The organism is Sphingobium indicum BiD32 (genome assembly GCF_000382885.1).
GTDB classification, from domain to species: Bacteria; Pseudomonadota; Alphaproteobacteria; order Sphingomonadales; family Sphingomonadaceae; genus Sphingobium; species Sphingobium japonicum_C.
Window position 1 is genome coordinate 1 of the sequence record NZ_CAVK010000062.1, and the last position, 17,145, is coordinate 17,145.

Here is a 17,145-nt window from a genome sequence, read left to right on the forward strand (position 1 = left end):
TCCCCTTACAGGGGAGGAATTGAAGGCCATCCGTTTTTGACTAGGACGTGAAATGACCAGCATCACCGAAGCCGATATTCAGGGCCAGCTTGCCCGCCTGACGCAGTTGCGCGCCGCGATCGGGGAGGCGATCGTGGGCCAGGGCGAGGTTGTCGAACAATTGCTGATCGGCCTGCTGGCGGGCGGGCATTGCCTGCTGGAGGGGGTGCCGGGGCTGGGCAAGACCTTGCTGGTCCGCTCGCTCGGCGAAGCGCTGAAGCTGGAGTTTCGCCGCGTCCAGTTCACCCCCGACCTGATGCCCAGCGACATTTTAGGCACCGAATTGCTGGAGGAGGACCATGGCACCGGCCATCGCAGCTTCCGTTTCCAGAAGGGGCCGGTATTTACCAACCTGTTGCTGGCCGACGAACTCAACCGCACCCCGCCCAAGACGCAGGCGGCGTTGCTGGAAGCGATGCAGGAAAAGACGGTCAGCTATGCGGGTGTGACGCATCCATTGCCCGCGCCCTTCTTCGTGCTGGCGACGCAGAACCCGCTGGAACAGGCCGGCACCTATCCGCTGCCCGAAGCCCAGCTCGACCGCTTCCTCCTCCATATCCGCGTGGATTATCCGACCGAGCAGGAGGAGCAGGATATCCTCGCCCAGACAACGGGAGCGAAGGCGAACGCTGTCCCCGCTGTGATGCATGGCGAGGAGGTGCTGGCGTTGCAGGCCTGGGTGCGGCAGGTGCATTTCAGCGATGATCTGCTGCGCTGGGTCACCCGCATGGTCCGGGCCAGCCGCCCCGGCGACGGCGCGCCGGACGATATCCGCAAATATGTGAAATGGGGCGCTGGGCCACGCGCTGGCCAGTCGCTGATATTGGCGGCCAAGGCGCGCGCGCTGCTGCACGGACGGCTGGCCGCGACGCGGGAGGATATTGTCGCGCTGGCCGCGCCGGTGATGCGCCACCGCCTGCTCCTGTCCTTCGCGGCGGAGGCCGAGGGGCGTAGCGCCGACGATGTCGTGGCCGCCCTGCTGCGCGCCGTGCCGCTCGCCTGAGGCTCCTCATGGTCGATCTCATTCCCCCGGACGTGCGCAACAGGCTGAAAAGCCTGCGCCTCGTGACGCGCCGGGCGGTGGGATCGCATGGCATTGGCCTGCACCAGAGCCACAGCCGGGGCGCGGGCCTGGAGTTCGCGCAATATCGCGCCTATGAACGCGGCGACGAACTGCGCCAGATCGACTGGAAGCTTTACGCCCGGTCCGACAAATTCTTCGTGCGGGAAGCCGAACGGGAAAGTCCGGTCGCGGTGTGGATATTGATGGATGCCAGCGCATCCATGACGCAGGCCGATGCTACCCGCCCCGACTATAACCGCTTCGACGCTGCAAAAGGGCTGGCCGCCTGCATCGCTGATCTGGCGATGCGGCAGGGCGACCGTTTTGGCTGGATGGCGCTCTGCGATCAGGGGATGGCGCTGCTGCCCCCTGCCAGCGGCGCACGGCAGCGGGACCGGCTGTTGCTGGAACTGATTGCGGCGGACGCCATGGGCGGATTTGCGCGGGAGGACCAGCTCAGCCCGGTGTGGGAGCGGATCGGCGCGCGCGATCTGGTCATCCTGCTGAGCGACTGTTTCGATCCCGGCGCGGTCGATCTGGCGGAAAAACTGGCCGCCGCCGGACGCGAAACGCTGGTGATCGAGATGCTGACGGTAGCCGAGCGCGATTTTCCCTTCGATGGCGGTTACCGCTTCCGCGATCCTGAAACCGGCGAGGAGTTGCTGGCGGACGGGGTCGCTTTGCGCGGCGAATTTCTCGCCCGTTTCGGCGCGGCGCGCGATGCGCTCCACGACCGGCTGGATGCCGTGGGCATCCGTTACGCCACCTATGTGCTGGACCAGCCGATCGACCTGCCCCTGCGCCGCCTGTTCGGCGCGCATGACGCGGCGGAATATTCATGACGCCAGCCTTACTGCTGCCCGGTGCGCTGGCGGCGCTGCTGGCGCTCGTCATCCCACTGGTCATCCATATCGCCCGGCGCAGCGAACAGGAGCCGACCGATTTCGCCGCGTTGCGCTGGCTGCGGCAAAAGCCCCGGCCTCGGTCGCGCCTGCGCTTTGACGAATGGCCGTTGTTGTTGCTGCGCTTGGTGCTGCTGGCGCTGGTCGCGTTGTGGCTGGCGCATCCGCTATTGTTCGGGGCAGGCGACCGCACGCCGGTCGTGGCGCTGGTGCCCGGTGTCGATCCGGCGCGCGCGCAGACGGGGAACGCCCGAACCGTCTGGCTTGCGCCCGGCTTTCCTGCGATCGATCAGACGCCGTCATCCGGGCAATGGCCGGTTGCCAGTCTGATCCGGCAGCTTGATGCCGAGACGCCTGCTGGCGTTCCGCTCACCATCGTCACGCCGCAAGTGATCGAAGGAGCCGATGGCGATCGGCTGCGCCTGTCGCGCAAGGTGAAGTGGCCCATCGTGCCGGGCGCTATGCCCGCGCCGCGCGTTCAGCCTGCAACCAGTCCGCTGCTGTCGATCCGGCACGATGCCCAGCACAGCAGCGGCGTCCGCTATCTGCGCGCCGCTGCGATGGCGTGGCAACCCGCCGGGCGCGCGGCGCCGATCGACATTAGCTCGATCGATGCGCCACTGCCGGACCAGCGCCATTCCGTCATCTGGCTTAGCGGAGGTACGATGCCGGACAGGCTGAACCATTGGATTGCGCAGGGCGGAACCGCACTGCTCGCTTCGGACACACTGGTCCCTGCCGACAAGCCGCGCGCGACCATCTGGCCTGATCCGCTCGGCACTCCGTTGGTCGAGGCAATGAAGGTGGGTCGGGGGCGGCTTTTGCGTTTTACACGTCCTTTGGCTCCGGCGGCGATGCCAGCACTGCTGGAGGCCGAGTTTCCAGCGCAACTGCGAGTCATGCTGACGCCCGCTGCGCCAGCGCCAGCGCGGGTTGCTGCCGCTGATTATGCCCCGCTCGCCGGTGGGCACGTCTATGATCAGCCGCCGCACGATATGCGCCCGTGGCTGGCCATGCTGATCGCGGCGCTGTTCATCGCCGAACGCTGGGCGGCAACCCGCCGCAGCCGGGGGATCAGTCCATGAACGCGGACGAACTGCTCGCCCGCTGGACGGCCCCTGCGAAACGCCGGGTGATTACCGATAGTCTGTCGCTCGCCCTACCGTTGGTATTGGCGCCTGCCGCGATCGGCTGGCGTTTGTCCGGCATCCTCGTTGCCGTCATGATCGTCGTGATCGGAGCGGCGATCGCGCTGCTCTTCGCCCGCCATCGCGCCCAGCGTTACGATCAGCGCTGGCTGGTCCGCGCGCTGGATGCCAGCAGGGCGGATATGGAGGACAGCGCAGATCTGCTGTTCGCTGATCCGGCCAAGCTCGGTCCACTCGAACAGCTCCAGCAGGCGCGTCTGGCCGACCGGATCGACCGCGATAGCCCGCAAAGCCTGCGCCCCGACTGGTCCCGCCGTGCGACGTTTATCCTGTGGATTGCGGCCTTGCTCGTGATCGGACTAGTGATTTTCTGGCCTCGCCCCGGTCACGGACCACCGACTCTGGCCCCCAGCACGGAGGCGCTGCCCGCAACCCCCGGCATCCCCCGCCTGGTCGCCCAGAATCTGCGGATCATCCCGCCTGCCTATACCGGCCTGCCGCCCCGCGATTCTGCGTCGCTCGATACGCGCGCGCCGGTGGGGTCGCGGATCGAGTGGACGTTGCGCTTTGATCCCCAAGCGACCGTCCCGGCAATCCAGCCGGTAGGCAGCGCACCGATCACCCTGCGCCGCGATAGTGCCAACTGGGTCGCCAGCCGCTCGCTCGATGCTTCATTCCTTTATCGCGTCGATCCTGCATCCGGTCGTGGCCCGACACCGCCGCTCCACCGGATTGACGCCGTCGCCGACAGCCCGCCGCAGCTAAGGGCGCTTAGCCCCGCCGCCAGCCTGACGATGGTGACGCAGGGCCAGCGCAGTTGGTCCCCGGTCTTTGCCGCGACTGACGATTATGGCGTGGCCGCCACCGCGCGGCTGCGTGTCACGCTGGCGATTGGTGAGGGGGAGAATGTGACCTTCAGCGAGCGCGAAATCGCGATATCCGGCAGCGGCCCGGCGCGCGACCGGCGTTTCAGTCCAAGGCTGGATTTTGGCGCGCTGGGCTTTGGCGCTGGCGGCGACATGGTGGTGCAGCTGATCGTGCGCGACACGCGCCAGCCCGCTGCCCAGGAGGTGCGCGGTCCCAGCCTGATCCTGCGCTGGCCATCGCCCAAACAGCCCGAAAGCGGCGGCTTGCAGGGCATGGTCAATACCACCCTGCCCGCCTATTTCCGCAGCCAGCGCCAGATCATCATCGACGCCGAAACGCTGATCAAGCAGAAGCGCCGCCTTGCACCCGATCGCTATCTCGCCCGATCCGCCAGCATCGGCGGCGACCAGCAGATATTGCGCGGCCGCTACAGCCAGTTTCTGGGCGGAGAGGAGGAAGGCGCGCCCGAACCGCCGACCAAGGATAGCGAGCAGCATAGCGACGATGACGGACATGATCATGGCGGCGCGCCGCGCCAGAGCGCGCCGGGCTTTGGCGCGCCGGAGGACGTGCTGGCCGAATTTGGCCACCCGCACGATGATTCGCCCGCGTCGAGCCTCGATCCCGAAACCCGCGCCATATTGAAACAGGCGGTCGATGAAATGTGGCAGTCCGAACTGCAACTGAAGCAGGGGCATCCCGATCTGGCGCTCCCCTTCGCCTATCGCGCGCTGCGCTTCATCAAGGAGGTGCAGCAGGCGACCCGCATATTCCTGTCGCGGGTCGGGCCGGAATTGCCGCCGATCGACGCCAGCCGCCGCATGACCGGCAAGCGCGAAGGGCTGGCGAGCCGGGTGTTGGCAGTCGCGCCTGTCGAGGGACGCGATGGTCCTGCCGCCGCAGCATGGCGCGCGCTGGGTGAGGGGCCGGGCGCGATACGGGAACCGATCGCACTGGATTCGCTCGATCGCTGGGCGCGGGACCAAGCGGCGCATTTGCCCGATCCGCTGGCGCTGTCGGGCGCGATCGACGCGGTACGCCGCGATCCTGCCTGCGTCGCGTGTCGCGCCAAGCTGCGCGCCTTGCTGTGGACCGCCATGGCGCGGCCGCCCGCGCACCTCGCCCGCCGCCGTCCCGCTGACGCTGGCGGTGCGCGCTATCTGGGCGCGATAGGAGGCGGCACGCCATGACCCCCGCTTGGATCACTGCTGCCCTGTTGGGCGTGGCCGTGCTGCTGGGGAGCGTGCGCCTGATCCTGTGGCATCGCGCCGCCGTTGCGCCGTCGCTTAAACGGCTGATCGCACTGCTGCTGCTCCAGCCGATTTGTGCGGCGCTACTGTTTCTGACCTTGTTCCCGCCTGCTATCTCATCGGGTGGCGATGCACTGCGGATTGCGACCAAAGGGACGTCCCGGCTTGCCATTGCAGGCGGTCCGCTCATCCTGTTGCCCGAAGCGCCCGATATCGGCGCGGGTGAGCGCGTACCCGACCTTGCCACCGCTTTGCGTCGGCATCCCGGCACCAGCGAGATCATGGTGCTGGGCGATGGCTTGCAGCCTCGCGACGTCGAGTCTGCCAAGGGGGTTGCTGTCCGCTTCGATCCCCCGCCCCTGCGGCCCGGCATCCGTCATATCGCTCCGCCCGCCATCGTCGCACCGGGAGCGAGTTTCAGCATTGGCGGGCAGTTGAGCGCCCTGCCGCGCGTCACGGTCGAGTTGCTGGACCCCGCCGGACAGCTGACCGACAGCGTTCAGCCCGATGTCGATGGCCGCTTCATCCTGACCGGCACCGCGCGCGCCGCTGGAACGGTGCTGTTCACCGTGCGCGTGCGCGAGGGGCGCCGGACGGTGGAGCAAGCCAGCGTCCCGGTGCTGATCGCGGACGGCCCCGCCCCGCGCCTGTTGATTCTGTCCGCTGCCCCCAATGCGGAGGTCAAATATCTGCGTCGCTGGGCAAGCGATGCGGGCTTTGCCGTCACGACGCAGATCAGCGCGGGCGGCGGTATCGCGCTGGGCGATGCGCCGATCGCGATCGACGGCGCGACGCTGCGCCGGTTCGACGCTGCCATCATCGATGATCGGAGCTGGGCGGCGCGGCGTGGCGTGTTGATGGGCGCAGTGCGCGACGGGCTGGGCCTGATCCTGCGCGCGACCGGCCCGATCGACGCGGCGACGCGCGGCCAGTGGCGGGCGTTGGGCTTTGGATTGGCAGGCAAGGATGGCGTGGCACCGCTCGCTTTGCCCAAACCTCTCACGCCCGCCCTGGCCCGCACCCGTCAGGGAATCGGCAGTGACGATGTGCCAGCGGATATCGCCCTGCCCGACGAGATGCTGCCGGAGATCAGCCGCCTTGGCCTGACGCCAGACGGCGGCGGCGATTCCGTGCCGTTGCTGCGCGACGCGGGTGGGGCGACGCTGGCGGCCTGGCGTGCCGTGGGCAACGGGCGGGTCGCGCTGTTCACCGGCATCGACAGCTATGCGCTGACGCTGACGGGGTATCGGACGCTCTATGGCGACTGGTGGAGTGCGATGCTGGCGACTGTCGCCCGCGCTGCACCCGGTATGACGCCGATTTCCACTCCAGCCTGGGCAGGCGAGAGGATGCTGTTGTGCGGCCTGTCCGGCAACGCGCAGGTCGAGCGCCCGGATGGACGGATGGCAAGCATATTGCCCATGGACGGCTGCGGCAGCTTATGGCCCGACCAGTCTGGCTGGCATCTGCTGCGCAAATCGGGGGATAGTCCGCCTACGCCCTTCTACGTCCAGCCCGCCGATGCCCTGCCCATGATGCGTGCCGCGCGGGATCGGGACGCCATGTTGATGCTGCGCCCGCCTGCGCCCGGCGACCGCAAGGCGACTGGGCAGCAACGTCCCGGTTCGTCCTGGCCCTTCGCTCTGGGCTGGCTGCTGGTCAGCGCGCTGCTGTGGTGGCTGGAACGGGCGCGGATCGGTCGCACGGTTGCGCCTCAATCGGCGAAGTAGAAGTCCCGCAACGCCCGCGCATCGTGCAGGGCGTTGTGCGGCACCCGGCTGTTCGCCGCCGCGCTAAATCCCGCCGCATTGATCAACTCGAGGCGCAGGCCGAAATCGACCCCCGCCATCAAAGCCGGTCCTTTGACCAGCAAGGCGCAGAAATGGGCAAGATCTTCCGGCCAGTCGGCGATGATCAGCGGATCATCATCCCCCTCCAGATAGGCGGCAACATGATCGGCCGCCTCGATCCGGTTAAGCTCCAGATATATGCCCGGTGGGACATGGCGCAGATAGGGAACGACATGCTGCGCCACCCACGGTTCGACATCGTCGGGCAGCGGCAGGGCGACGTAAAATTCCTGGTCGCCATGTTCGGGGACCAGCGCGACGCTCATCAGCGCGCCACCAAAACCGTTAAATTCCGTGTCGAGAAAATAGCGCATGAAAAGAAGAACTGCCTGCCGTTCGATATGTGGCCATCGCACGACGGCTTTCTGGCAAACGCCTGTAGCATTTGCGCGGGGCTTGCCAAGCTGCCATGCGCGCCAGCGACGCATCATAAGGAAAGACGCCAGCATGACCCCGCGCGAATATCTTGGTTCCGCCGCCATACCGGGCGGGGAGGAATTGAAGCTCTACCGCCGGGGCGGCGACTATATGATCGTGCTGGATCGGAACGAATTGATGAGCAGCCGGATGAGCGGATCGGAAAAGGCGCTAGCGGTCATGACGATCGAACGGCTGGCGGGGCGCAAGGCGCCGCATCTGCTGATCGGGGGCTATGGCATGGGTTTCACCCTGCGCGCGGCGCTGGCGATATTGCCCGCCGATGCGCGAATCACGCTGGTCGAACTGGTGCCGGAAATCATCGCCTGGGCGCGCGGCCCCATGGTGGAACTGGCGGCCGGATGCCTGGACGATCCGCGTGTCGAACTGGTCATGGGCGACGTGGCGAGCGCAATTGCCGACGGACGGGGCAACTATGACGCGATCCTGCTGGATGTGGATAATGGTCCTGACGGGCTGACCATGGCCGCCAATGACCGGCTTTATTCGGCACAGGGTCTGGCAGTTGCGCGCGATGCGCTGCGCCCCGGAGGCATATTGGCGGTGTGGTCGGCGGGTTCGGACGATGCCTTTACCCGTCGTCTGCGCAACGCGGCCTTTGCGGTCGATGAAGTGGTGGTCAAGGCACGCGACAATGGCAAGGGGCCACGCCATGTCATCTGGTTTGCAGCAAAGCGCTGAGGTCAGATGCCGTCAGGCACCACTGGCCATCCGCCTTGCTCCAGCGCTGCACTGAGCGCCGCGACGCACTGATCCAGCGCGCTGGCATCGGTCGAGCGTACCACGAAATTCGCGCCGGTGCGGCCTTCGCGGAAGAAAGGATAGCTGCCGATCTGGCACCCGTCATGCGCCCGCTCGGCTGCGCCCAGCAGGTCGGCAATCTCGCTTTCCGCGACCCAGCAGCCGATCGTCGCCGAGAGCACCGGCAGGCCGCCCTCCAGCGTTCCCGTCAGGCTATCGAGCATCCCGGCCGTTATGTGCGGCACGCCTGCCATGATGAAGATATTGCCATGGCGGATGCCCGGCGCGCCCGACATGCGGTTTTCAATCAGGCTGGCCCCGGCAGGCACGCGCGCCATGCGCAGCCGCGCGTCGGTCAGGCCGCCGCGCGTTTCATAATAGCTCGCCAGCATCGCCCGCGCCTGGGGATGCACCTCCACCGCCACGCCCAGCGCCGCCGCGATCGCATCGACGGTAATATCGTCATGGGTCGGGCCGATGCCGCCGGTGGTGAACAGATAATCGTTGCGCGCACGCAGGATGTTCACCGACTCGATGATTGCATCACTGTCGTCGGCCACGACGCGCACTTCACGCAGCCGGATGCCCTGGACGTTGAGCCAGGTCGCGATCTGGCCGACATTCTTGTCCTGGGTCCGGCCAGAAAGGATTTCGTCGCCGATGACGATCAGCGCTGCGGTCCAGATGCGGGTGGGATCGGCCATGGCGCGTCCATAGCCTGCCCTGTCCGGCCTGCCTAGCCGCCCTCTCGCATTATGGCGCATCTGCCCCTATAGTCATGTCATGACCGAATATATGACGATGACGGCCGACGCGCCGATTTCCCGTTCGTCCGCGATCAAACTGTATGACGCGGCCGGCTTTGAAGGTATGCGCCGCGCCGGACGGCTGGCGGCGGAGATACTCGACGCGCTGGTGCCGCATGTCGTGCCGGGCGTTACCACCGGCGAACTGGACGACATCGTGCGGCGCATGACGCTGGACGGCGGCGGCGTGCCCGCGACATTGGGCTATCGCGGCTATACCCATAGCTGCTGCACCTCGATCAACAATGTCATCTGCCACGGCATCCCCGGCGATTATCGGCTGAGGGACGGCGACATCGTCAATATCGACGTCACCCCGCTGGTCGATGGCTGGCATGGCGACACCAGCCGGATGTTCATTGCGGGCGACGCCCCGATCAAGGCGCGGCGGCTGGTCGAGGTGACCTATGAATGTTTGATGCTCGGTATCGAGCAGGCCAAGCCCGGCAACCATCTGGGCGACATCGGCCATGTGATCCAGCGGCACGCCGAAAAGCACCGCTATGGCGTGGTACGCGATTTTTGCGGCCACGGGCTGGGCAGGGTATTCCATGACAGCCCGGAAGTCGTCCATATCGGTCGCCCCGGTACTGGCCCGGAATTGAAGCCCGGCATGTTCTTCACGATCGAACCGATGATCAATATCGGCAAGCCCGGCGTCAAGATGATGGATGATGGCTGGACGGCGGTGACGCGCGACCGCACCCTGTCCGCGCAGTTTGAACACAGCATCGGCATCACGGAAACCGGTTGCGAGATTTTCACCAAAAGCCCCGCCGGTCTCGACGCGCCGCCCTATAGCTGAGCGCGCGTCACGCCCTGCTTAAAAAACGGGCAGATGGGTACTGAAATGCCCTGAATCCGGGCAATATGGACAAAGATTGCTGCATCGCCGAAAGCATGTTCTAGCGATTCGCCATTTGGCACGGTAGTTGAAGATCAAGAGCGTCGAAGCCTTGCCTTTGGGGGGCATGATGATCGTCGCTTGAGGAGAGAGGGATGCGGGTCGCGCCCGCATTCTGTCGTGCGTCATGGGTTGGGATTACAAGTGATGAAAAAGATCGAAGCCATCATCAAGCCGTTCAAGCTGGACGAGGTGAAGGAAGCGCTCCACGAAGTGGGCGTGTCGGGCATTACCGTCACCGAAGCGAAGGGCTTCGGGCGCCAGAAGGGCCATACCGAACTCTATCGCGGCGCTGAATATGTCGTCGACTTCCTGCCCAAGGTGAAGCTGGAAGTGGTGGTCGACGATTCGCTGGCGGACCGGGTGGTCGAAGCAATCTGCGCCGCCGCACAGACCGGACGCATTGGCGATGGCAAGATCTTCATTTCCAACGTCGAGGGCGCCGTGCGGATCCGCACCGGCGAGCGGGACAGCGACGCAATCTGAATTTACGCAAATTCTCGTCGTCCCGGCATCGGGGTGACGGAACAACGGGCATCCATCTACCCCTTCGGGGGGGTAACAAACGAGAAGGGCAAGCGCACATGGCCAATACGCCAAAAGACATTCTCAAGATGATCGAGGAAAAGGAGATCGAGTGGGTCGATGTCCGTTTCACCGATCCCAAGGGCATCTGGCATCACCTCACCATGTGCGCGAACGTCATTGGCGAGGATGAGCTGACCGACGGTCTGATGTTCGACGGCTCCTCGATCGAGGGCTGGAAGGAAATCAACGAATCGGACATGATCCTCAAGCCTGATCTGGATGCCGTGTTCTTCGATCCGTTCAGTGCGACGCCGATGATGATCCTGGTGTGCGACATCGTCGAACCGCTCGATGGTTCGCTCTATTCGCGCGATCCGCGTTCGACCGCCAAGCGCGCCGAAATGTTCCTCCAGTCGACCGGCCTGGGCGACACGGTCTATATCGGCCCGGAACCTGAATTCTTCATGTTCGACAGCGTCGAATTCGACAACACCTACAGCAGCAGCTTCTACAAGCTGGACGATGTCGAACTGCCGACCAACACCGGCACGAAATATGACGGCGGCAATATGGGTCACCGCCCGCGCGCCAAGGGCGGCTATTTCCCGGTCGGCCCGGTCGATGTGACCACCGACATCCGCGCCGAAATGGTGACTACGCTGATGGAAATGGGCCTGCCCATGGACAAGCATCACCATGAAGTCGCGGGCAGCCAGCACGAACTGGGCCTGACCTTCGGCAAGCTGGTCGAAACCTGCGACCGTATCCAGATCTACAAATATGTCGTGAAGATGGTCGCCCAGGCCTATGGCAAGACCGCGACCTTCATGCCCAAGCCGATCAAGGCGGACAATGGTTCGGGTATGCACACGCATATCTCGATCTGGAACAAGGGTCAGAACACCTTTGCTGGTGACGGCTATGCCGGCCTGTCGGAAACCTGCCTGTTCTTCATCGGCGGCGTCATCAAGCACGCCAAGGCGCTCAACGCCTTCACCAACCCGACCACCAACAGCTACAAGCGCCTGGTGCCAGGCTTTGAAGCCCCCGTGCTGCTCGCCTATTCGGCGCGCAACCGGTCGGCATCGTGCCGTATTCCTTATGGTGCCGGCAGCAAGGCGAAGCGCGTCGAGTTCCGCTTCCCCGATCCGCTCGCCAACTCCTACCTCGCCACGGCCGCTTTGCTGATGGCGGGCATCGACGGCATCGAGAACAAGATTCATCCCGGCGAAGCCATGGACAAGAATCTGTACGACCTGCCGCCGGTGGAACTGGCCAAGGTGCCGACCGTATGCGGCTCGCTCCGCGAAGCGCTCGAAAGCCTGGAAAAGGATCAGGACTTCCTGCTCAAGGGCGGCGTGTTCACCAAGGACCAGATCGACGCCTATATGGAACTGAAGTGGCCCGAAGTGTATCGCTGGGAAATGGCGCCTTCGCCGGTCGAATTCGACATGTATTATAGCGGCTGATCTTTTTCAGCCCTGCAAAATGGAAAAGGCCCGGTCGCTTCCAAGCGGCCGGGCCTTTTCCGTTGCAGTCATAATCGGGCAAAACTTATTTACAGGCGCGAAATGTTAAGGGCTAACGGTGTATCGTCCGGCGCGAATGAACGAAAAGCACAGGGCAGCAATGCGGAACGAGCGGATTGGGATGGCGCAGGCGACGCGGGGCGACATGCTTTTCGCTGCGCCATGGTCCACGCTCGAACGGCTCTTGATGCTGGCGATCTGCGTCGCAACCTTGTTCTTTGCGCTGGTGACCCCGCCCTTTCAGGCGCCTGACGAAAATCAGCATTATATGAAGGCGCTGCTGCTGTCCGAAGGCGGCGTGCTGACGACGCAGCGTGGCGAGGCGATCGGTGCGCAATTGCCCCGCGCGGCAATCGACCTTCATGCGGTGGATTTCCCGACGGATGTGCCAGCCGCTTTGCGCCGGTTCGACACCGCGATGCTGACGCAAAGCTGGAAAGCGGACGCTTCGCGGCCCGGCACCGTCTTTGCAGAATTCCCCAATGTCGCCAGCTATGCGCCGACGCTCTACGCGCCGGGCGCGGCGGGCCTATTGATCGGTGATGCGCTGGGCCTGCCGCGGCTGGGCGCCTTCTATGCCGGGCGGATCGTCAATGCGCTGGTCGCGCTGGCGCTGCTGGTCGCAGCGCTGCGGCTACTGCCTTTTGGCCGGACGGCGATGCTGGGCGTCGCGTTGCTGCCGACCTTTGCCTATCAGATCGGCTCGCTCTCACCCGATGCGGTGATCAACGGCATGGGTTTCCTGGCGCTGGCGCTGGCGCTGCGTGTCGGTTTCATGGGGCAAGCGTCAGGTGGGCTGATGATCACCGCGCCGCTGCTGGCGCTGGCGAAGGGCGTCTATCTGCCGTTGATGGCGGCCGGGCTGCGCTGGCCGGAGCATAGGCGCGATAGGCAACCATGGCTGATCCTGGGCGCAATGGCGCTGGGCGCGGCTGTATTCGTGGGCTGGATGAAATTTTCGGGCGGTAGCCAGGCGCTCTACCATATCATGTCGCGCAAGACGGGCGAGAGCGTGTTGACCGCACCACTGGCCGATCAGTTGGCGGTGATCCTGAACGATCCGGTCGGCTATGGCCGCATCCTGACGTCCAGCGTCATCGAGCGTGCGCCGGTCTATGCGCTCCAGATCGTCGGTCGCTTTGGCTGGAATGCGATACTGTTGCCGTTGATCGCCTATCCGCTGGCGGTGGTGATGCTGGGTGCGGCCGTGCTGAGCGGCGCGGAGCCGCGATTTGGCGTGGCGCAGAGGCTGTGGTGGCTGGCGGTCGCGGGCGGGGTCGCGCTGCTCATTGAAACCGCCATGTATCTGACCGGCACGCCGCCGGGCGCGGACTTCATTCAGGGGACGCAGGGCCGCTATTTCCTACCAATCCTGCCGCTGGTCCTGCTGGCGCTTTCGCCTGATCGGGCCGTGCGTGGCGCGCGGACGATGCTTGCCGCCTCTGCACTCTTGTTGCTGCTGATCGCGATGGTCAGCGCTTATGACAGTTTCTGGGTCCATGGCTTTGTCACCAGCGACGGAATGCCCCCGCATGACAGCGTGACGCGGGCGTTGCTGCTACCCTCGCCGCGCTGGTAACCAGACGCGACACAGGGCGAGCCAGCCCAACCCCTCGATCCATCCGGCGGCGACATCGCTTGGCCAGTGTACACCCAGCCAGACGCGGCTGACCCCGATCAGCGCGATCATCACGCCCGCCGCCCAATAGCCGCTGCGCCGTCCCGCCAGTAACGCCAGCGCGCCGAACATCATCATATTGCCCGCCGCATGGCCGCTGGGAAAGCTGAAGCTGTGGACGATGTCGAGATGGGGCAGCAGGTCGGGACGCGGGGCCGCGAATATCTGCTTGAGGATCAGGTTGAGTGCGGTTCCGCCCGCCATCATCAGCGCAAGCCACAGCGCGTCGGCGCGGCGTTTGCCCGACAGCAAGATGGACAATGTCATCGCTAAAAGTGCGAAGCGTCCGACTGTGTCACCAACGCCCGACGCCAGTTGCATCAGGGGGGTGATGTAGCGGCCAAAGCCGCCACCCCGCACGATCCCCGCCTGCCCCATCAGCCCGATATTCGGCCCGTCGAGCCAGCCGGCCCGCTGCATCAGCGCAATTGCCAAGACGCAAAAAAGCGCGAGGACCAAAGCCCCCGCGCCTTTCTGAGCTGTCCAGCGATCAGATATGAAGCGCACGGCCATAGGCCGCCAGCACGCTTTCATGCATCGATTCCGAAATGGTCGGATGCGGGAATACCGTATGCATCAGTTCCGCTTCGGTGGTCTCCAGCGTCTTGCCGATGGTATAGCCCTGGATCATCTCGGTCACTTCCGCGCCGATCATGTGCGCGCCCAGCAGTTCACCGGTCTTGGCGTCGAACACGGTCTTGGTGAAGCCTTCGGATTCGCCCAGCGCGATCGCCTTGCCATTGCCGATGAAGGGGAACATGCCGACCTTCACCTCATAACCCGCTTCCTTCGCCTTCGCCTCGGTCAGGCCGACGCTGGCGATCTGCGGATGGCAATAGGTGCAGCCGGGGATGTTGCGCACGTCCATCGCATGGGGATGGACATCCTTGTTGCCCAGCGCCTGGGCGATCGCCTCGGCGACGATGACGCCTTCATGGCTGGCCTTGTGCGCCAGCCATGGCGGCGCGGTGACATCGCCGATCGCCCACATGCCATCGACATTGGTGCGGCCATAGGCGTCGGTCTTGATGTGGAAACGCTGGTCGGGTTCGATGCCGACATCTTCCAGCCCCAGATTTTCGACATTGGGGACGATGCCGATGGCGACGATGACATGGCTATATTCGGCTTCGATCGCCTTGCCCGCCTTGTCCTTGATCGTCGCGGTCACGCCCTTGTCGCCGGTCGCGATCTTTTCGATCTTCGCGCCGGTCAGCACGGTCATGCCCTGCTTCTTGACCGCCTTTTCCAGGAAAGCGGAGACGTCGGCATCCTCGACCGGCACGATGCGGTCCATCATCTCGACCACGGTAACGTCCGCGCCCATGTCATTATAGAAGCTGGCAAATTCGATGCCGATTGCGCCTGAACCGACGACGAGCAGCTTGGTCGGCATTTCCGGCGGGGTCATGGCATGGCGATAGGTCCACACGCGCTTGCCGTCAGCCTTGAGCTGCGGCAGGTCGCGGGCGCGGGCGCCGGTGGCGATGATGATATGCTTGGCGGTCAATTCCTCGACCTTGCCGTCCTTGGTGACGGTCAGCTTGCCTTTTCCGGTCAGCTTGCCGTCGCCCATATGGACGCTGATCTTGTTCTTCTTCATCAGGTGGGTGACACCCTGATTCAGCTGCTTGGCGACGCCGCGCGAGCGCTTCACCACCGCTTCGATGTCGGCGGTAATATTGTCGGCGGCCAGGCCATAATCCTTGGCATGCTGCATATAGTGGAAAATCTCGGCAGAGCGCAGCAGCGCCTTGGTCGGGATGCAGCCCCAGTTGAGGCAGATGCCGCCCAGATTTTCACGCTCGACAATGGCGGTTTTCAGCCCAAGCTGCGCGGCGCGGATAGCGGCGACATAGCCGCCGGGGCCGGAGCCAAGGACGATGAGATCGTAGGTATCAGCCATGGGTCACACTCGCTTCTTGTGATTATACGTCCGCCATCGGCGGAACGGAACGGGGCTGGCGATCCTCACCGATCGCCACGAAAGTAAAGGTCGCCTGGGTCACACGATAGGAACGGTCGTCATGACGGGCGCGCCGCCAGGCTTCGACCGCGATCTTCATCGACGTGGAGCCGACCGACGCCAGGCTGGCGAACACCGACACTTCATCGCCGACGATGACCGGCCGCAGAAAGGACATGCCCTCCACCGCGATCGTCACCGCCCTACCCTTAGAATGGCGGGCGGCGACTGATCCAGCTGCCGAATCCATCAGGCTCATCAACCAGCCGCCGAAAATATCCCCGTGGGGGTTTGTATCGGCGGGCATGGCGATGACGCGCACCGCCGGGCTATGCTCCGGCGGCTGCTCGTCGACGAACGCCATCAGGCCAGCATACCGATCGGGTTTTCGATCAGGTCCTTGAACGCCTTCATCAGGCGCGCACCATCGGCACCGTCGATGGCGCGGTGGTCGAAGCTGCCGGTGGCCGACATGACGGTGGCGATCTGGAGGCTGTCGTCGATGACATAGGGCCGCTTGTCGCCTGCGCCGATCGCCATGATCATGGCCTGCGGCGGGTTGATCACCGCCTCGAACTGCTTGATGCCGAACATGCCCATGTTGGAAAGCGAGGCGGTGCCGCCCTGATATTCGGTGGGAGACAATTTGCCCGCCTTGGCGCGATCGGCCAGATCCTTCATCTCGGTCGAGATGGCGGCAACGCCCTTGGTATCCGCGCCAGTGACGATCGGGGTGATGAGGCCGCCGGGGATCGACACGGCAACGCTGATGTCGGCCCGCTTGAATTGCAGCATCTGGTCGCCGGCAAACTGGACGTTACATTCGGGGACTTCGACCAGCGCAACGCCCAGCGCCTTGATCAGCAGGTCGTTGACCGACAGCTTGACCTTTCGGCTGGCGAGGCCCGCATTCAGTTCGCTGCGCAGCTTGAGCAACCGGTCGAGCTGAATGTCGACCGTCAGATAGATGTGCGGCACCTGCTGCTTGGATTCGGTCAGGCGACGCGCGATCGTCTTGCGCATACCGCTGAGCTTGACGACCTCATGCGGGATGCCGAAATCCTGCGCGCCGCTGGCGGCGGCGGGTGCCGGGGCTGCTGCGGGTGCCTTGACGACGGGAGCGGGCGTTGCGGCGGCGGGCGCGGCAACGCCTTCCTTTGCGCCGTCCAGGTCGCCCTCGACGATGCGGCCGTTGGGACCAGTGCCGGAAATGGCGGCCAGATCAATGCCCTTGGCCTGCGCCAGACGGCGGGCCAGCGGGCTGGCCTTGACGCGGGCGTCGGTGGACGCCGGCGCAGCGGGAACCGCGTCAGCCTTAGGCGCGGCAGCGGCGGGAGCTGCGGCCTCTGCCTTGGCGGGAACGGCGTCGGCCTTGGGTGCTGGCTTGCCGCCACTGGCGGCGGCGGTGGCGACATCTTCGCCCTCTTCGGCGATGA

Annotated in this window: 16 protein-coding genes; 10 read left to right on the plus strand and 6 right to left on the minus strand. The window is 64.9% G+C overall.

The features are described 5' to 3' along the window. Positions 1 to 52 precede the first annotated feature (52 nt). From EBBID32_RS06890 to EBBID32_RS06910, 5 genes are read left to right on the plus strand one after another with little or no spacing between them, the layout of a single operon-like run. Positions 53 to 1,042: an AAA family ATPase gene (locus EBBID32_RS06890; protein ID WP_006953005.1), complete on the plus strand. Its 990-nt coding sequence runs from the start codon at positions 53 to 55 to the stop codon at positions 1,040 to 1,042. 8 nt (positions 1,043 to 1,050) lie between these two features. Beyond that, positions 1,051 to 1,944 (plus strand): DUF58 domain-containing protein, encoded by an 894-nt coding sequence (locus EBBID32_RS06895; protein ID WP_006953007.1) that lies wholly within the window; start codon positions 1,051 to 1,053, stop codon positions 1,942 to 1,944. Beyond that, on the plus strand, positions 1,941 to 3,089 hold the full coding sequence (locus EBBID32_RS06900; protein WP_006953010.1) for a BatA domain-containing protein: 1,149 nt from the start codon (positions 1,941 to 1,943) through the stop codon (positions 3,087 to 3,089). Before EBBID32_RS06895 ends, EBBID32_RS06900 begins: the two co-directional genes overlap by 4 nt. Beyond that, positions 3,086 to 5,209, plus strand: a complete 2,124-nt coding sequence (locus EBBID32_RS06905; protein ID WP_006953011.1) for a DUF4175 family protein — start codon at positions 3,086 to 3,088, stop codon at positions 5,207 to 5,209. The genes EBBID32_RS06900 and EBBID32_RS06905 overlap by 4 nt, the downstream gene beginning before the upstream one ends. After that, entirely contained in the window at positions 5,206 to 6,999 is a 1,794-nt protein-coding gene (locus EBBID32_RS06910; protein WP_006953013.1) for a hypothetical protein, read from the plus strand. The genes EBBID32_RS06905 and EBBID32_RS06910 overlap by 4 nt, the downstream gene beginning before the upstream one ends. Here EBBID32_RS06910 and EBBID32_RS06915 read toward each other — a convergent pair. Further along, positions 6,984 to 7,433, minus strand: a complete 450-nt coding sequence (locus EBBID32_RS06915; protein ID WP_037489384.1) for a hypothetical protein — start codon at positions 7,431 to 7,433, stop codon at positions 6,984 to 6,986. The genes EBBID32_RS06910 and EBBID32_RS06915 overlap by 16 nt on opposite strands. 133 nt (positions 7,434 to 7,566) lie before the next feature. On the opposite strand from EBBID32_RS06915, the gene EBBID32_RS06920 reads away from it, so the two are divergent. Further along, positions 7,567 to 8,238, plus strand: a complete 672-nt coding sequence (locus EBBID32_RS06920) for a spermidine synthase (protein ID WP_006953018.1) — start codon at positions 7,567 to 7,569, stop codon at positions 8,236 to 8,238. Positions 8,239 to 8,240: 2 nt separating this feature from the next. Here EBBID32_RS06920 and EBBID32_RS06925 read toward each other — a convergent pair whose 3' ends face one another. Further along, positions 8,241 to 9,002, minus strand: a complete 762-nt coding sequence (locus tag EBBID32_RS06925; RefSeq protein WP_006953020.1) for a competence/damage-inducible protein A — start codon at positions 9,000 to 9,002, stop codon at positions 8,241 to 8,243. A 79-nt stretch (positions 9,003 to 9,081) separates the two neighbouring features. Here EBBID32_RS06925 and map point away from each other — a divergent pair, with 79 nt between their 5' ends. From map to EBBID32_RS06945, 4 genes are all read left to right on the plus strand, one after another. Continuing rightward, positions 9,082 to 9,909: a type I methionyl aminopeptidase gene (map, locus tag EBBID32_RS06930; RefSeq protein ID WP_006953022.1), complete on the plus strand. Its 828-nt coding sequence runs from the start codon at positions 9,082 to 9,084 to the stop codon at positions 9,907 to 9,909. Positions 9,910 to 10,155: 246 nt separating this feature from the next. Continuing rightward, positions 10,156 to 10,494 (plus strand): P-II family nitrogen regulator, encoded by a 339-nt coding sequence (locus EBBID32_RS06935; protein WP_006953025.1) that lies wholly within the window; start codon positions 10,156 to 10,158, stop codon positions 10,492 to 10,494. A 98-nt stretch (positions 10,495 to 10,592) separates the two neighbouring features. Then, positions 10,593 to 12,005 (plus strand): type I glutamate--ammonia ligase, encoded by a 1,413-nt coding sequence (gene glnA / locus EBBID32_RS06940; RefSeq protein ID WP_006953027.1) that lies wholly within the window; start codon positions 10,593 to 10,595, stop codon positions 12,003 to 12,005. Positions 12,006 to 12,165: 160 nt separating this feature from the next. Next, complete coding sequence (locus EBBID32_RS06945; RefSeq protein WP_037489375.1) at positions 12,166 to 13,644, plus strand: DUF2142 domain-containing protein; 1,479 nt, start codon at positions 12,166 to 12,168, stop codon at positions 13,642 to 13,644. Here EBBID32_RS06945 and EBBID32_RS06950 read toward each other — a convergent pair. From EBBID32_RS06950 to EBBID32_RS06965, 4 genes are all read right to left on the minus strand, one after another. Next, entirely contained in the window at positions 13,624 to 14,256 is a 633-nt protein-coding gene (locus EBBID32_RS06950) for a phosphatase PAP2 family protein (RefSeq protein WP_037489378.1), read from the minus strand. The two genes, EBBID32_RS06945 and EBBID32_RS06950, sit on opposite strands and share 21 nt — an antisense overlap. Further along, complete coding sequence (lpdA, locus tag EBBID32_RS06955; RefSeq protein WP_006953033.1) at positions 14,234 to 15,649, minus strand: dihydrolipoyl dehydrogenase; 1,416 nt, start codon at positions 15,647 to 15,649, stop codon at positions 14,234 to 14,236. Before lpdA ends, EBBID32_RS06950 begins: the two co-directional genes overlap by 23 nt. A gap of 22 nt (positions 15,650 to 15,671) precedes the next feature. Continuing rightward, entirely contained in the window at positions 15,672 to 16,073 is a 402-nt protein-coding gene (locus EBBID32_RS06960) for an acyl-CoA thioesterase (protein ID WP_006953035.1), read from the minus strand. Next, positions 16,073 to 17,145, minus strand: a 1,073-nt coding sequence (locus tag EBBID32_RS06965) for a 2-oxo acid dehydrogenase subunit E2 (RefSeq protein ID WP_037489381.1), incomplete at its 5' end; no start/stop codon positions are given. The genes EBBID32_RS06965 and EBBID32_RS06960, both read right to left, overlap by 1 nt.

What these genes read in the sequence shown, in the direction of transcription:
- EBBID32_RS06925 (WP_006953020.1), bottom strand. Translation starts at nt 9,002, where the DNA reads ATGGCCGATCCCACCCGCATCTGGACCGCAGCGCTGATCGTCATCGGC.
- map (WP_006953022.1), top strand. Translation starts at nt 9,082, where the DNA reads ATGACCGAATATATGACGATGACGGCCGACGCGCCGATTTCCCGTTCG.
- glnA (WP_006953027.1), top strand. Translation starts at nt 10,593, where the DNA reads ATGGCCAATACGCCAAAAGACATTCTCAAGATGATCGAGGAAAAGGAG.
- EBBID32_RS06900 (WP_006953010.1), top strand. Translation starts at nt 1,941, where the DNA reads ATGACGCCAGCCTTACTGCTGCCCGGTGCGCTGGCGGCGCTGCTGGCG.
- EBBID32_RS06910 (WP_006953013.1), top strand. Translation starts at nt 5,206, where the DNA reads ATGACCCCCGCTTGGATCACTGCTGCCCTGTTGGGCGTGGCCGTGCTG.
- lpdA (WP_006953033.1), bottom strand. Translation starts at nt 15,649, where the DNA reads ATGGCTGATACCTACGATCTCATCGTCCTTGGCTCCGGCCCCGGCGGC.
- EBBID32_RS06915 (WP_037489384.1), bottom strand. Translation starts at nt 7,433, where the DNA reads ATGCGCTATTTTCTCGACACGGAATTTAACGGTTTTGGTGGCGCGCTG.
- EBBID32_RS06920 (WP_006953018.1), top strand. Translation starts at nt 7,567, where the DNA reads ATGACCCCGCGCGAATATCTTGGTTCCGCCGCCATACCGGGCGGGGAG.
- EBBID32_RS06950 (WP_037489378.1), bottom strand. Translation starts at nt 14,256, where the DNA reads ATGGCCGTGCGCTTCATATCTGATCGCTGGACAGCTCAGAAAGGCGCG.
- EBBID32_RS06905 (WP_006953011.1), top strand. Translation starts at nt 3,086, where the DNA reads ATGAACGCGGACGAACTGCTCGCCCGCTGGACGGCCCCTGCGAAACGC.
- EBBID32_RS06945 (WP_037489375.1), top strand. Translation starts at nt 12,166, where the DNA reads ATGCGGAACGAGCGGATTGGGATGGCGCAGGCGACGCGGGGCGACATG.
- EBBID32_RS06890 (WP_006953005.1), top strand. Translation starts at nt 53, where the DNA reads ATGACCAGCATCACCGAAGCCGATATTCAGGGCCAGCTTGCCCGCCTG.
- EBBID32_RS06935 (WP_006953025.1), top strand. Translation starts at nt 10,156, where the DNA reads ATGAAAAAGATCGAAGCCATCATCAAGCCGTTCAAGCTGGACGAGGTG.
- EBBID32_RS06960 (WP_006953035.1), bottom strand. Translation starts at nt 16,073, where the DNA reads ATGGCGTTCGTCGACGAGCAGCCGCCGGAGCATAGCCCGGCGGTGCGC.
- EBBID32_RS06895 (WP_006953007.1), top strand. Translation starts at nt 1,051, where the DNA reads ATGGTCGATCTCATTCCCCCGGACGTGCGCAACAGGCTGAAAAGCCTG.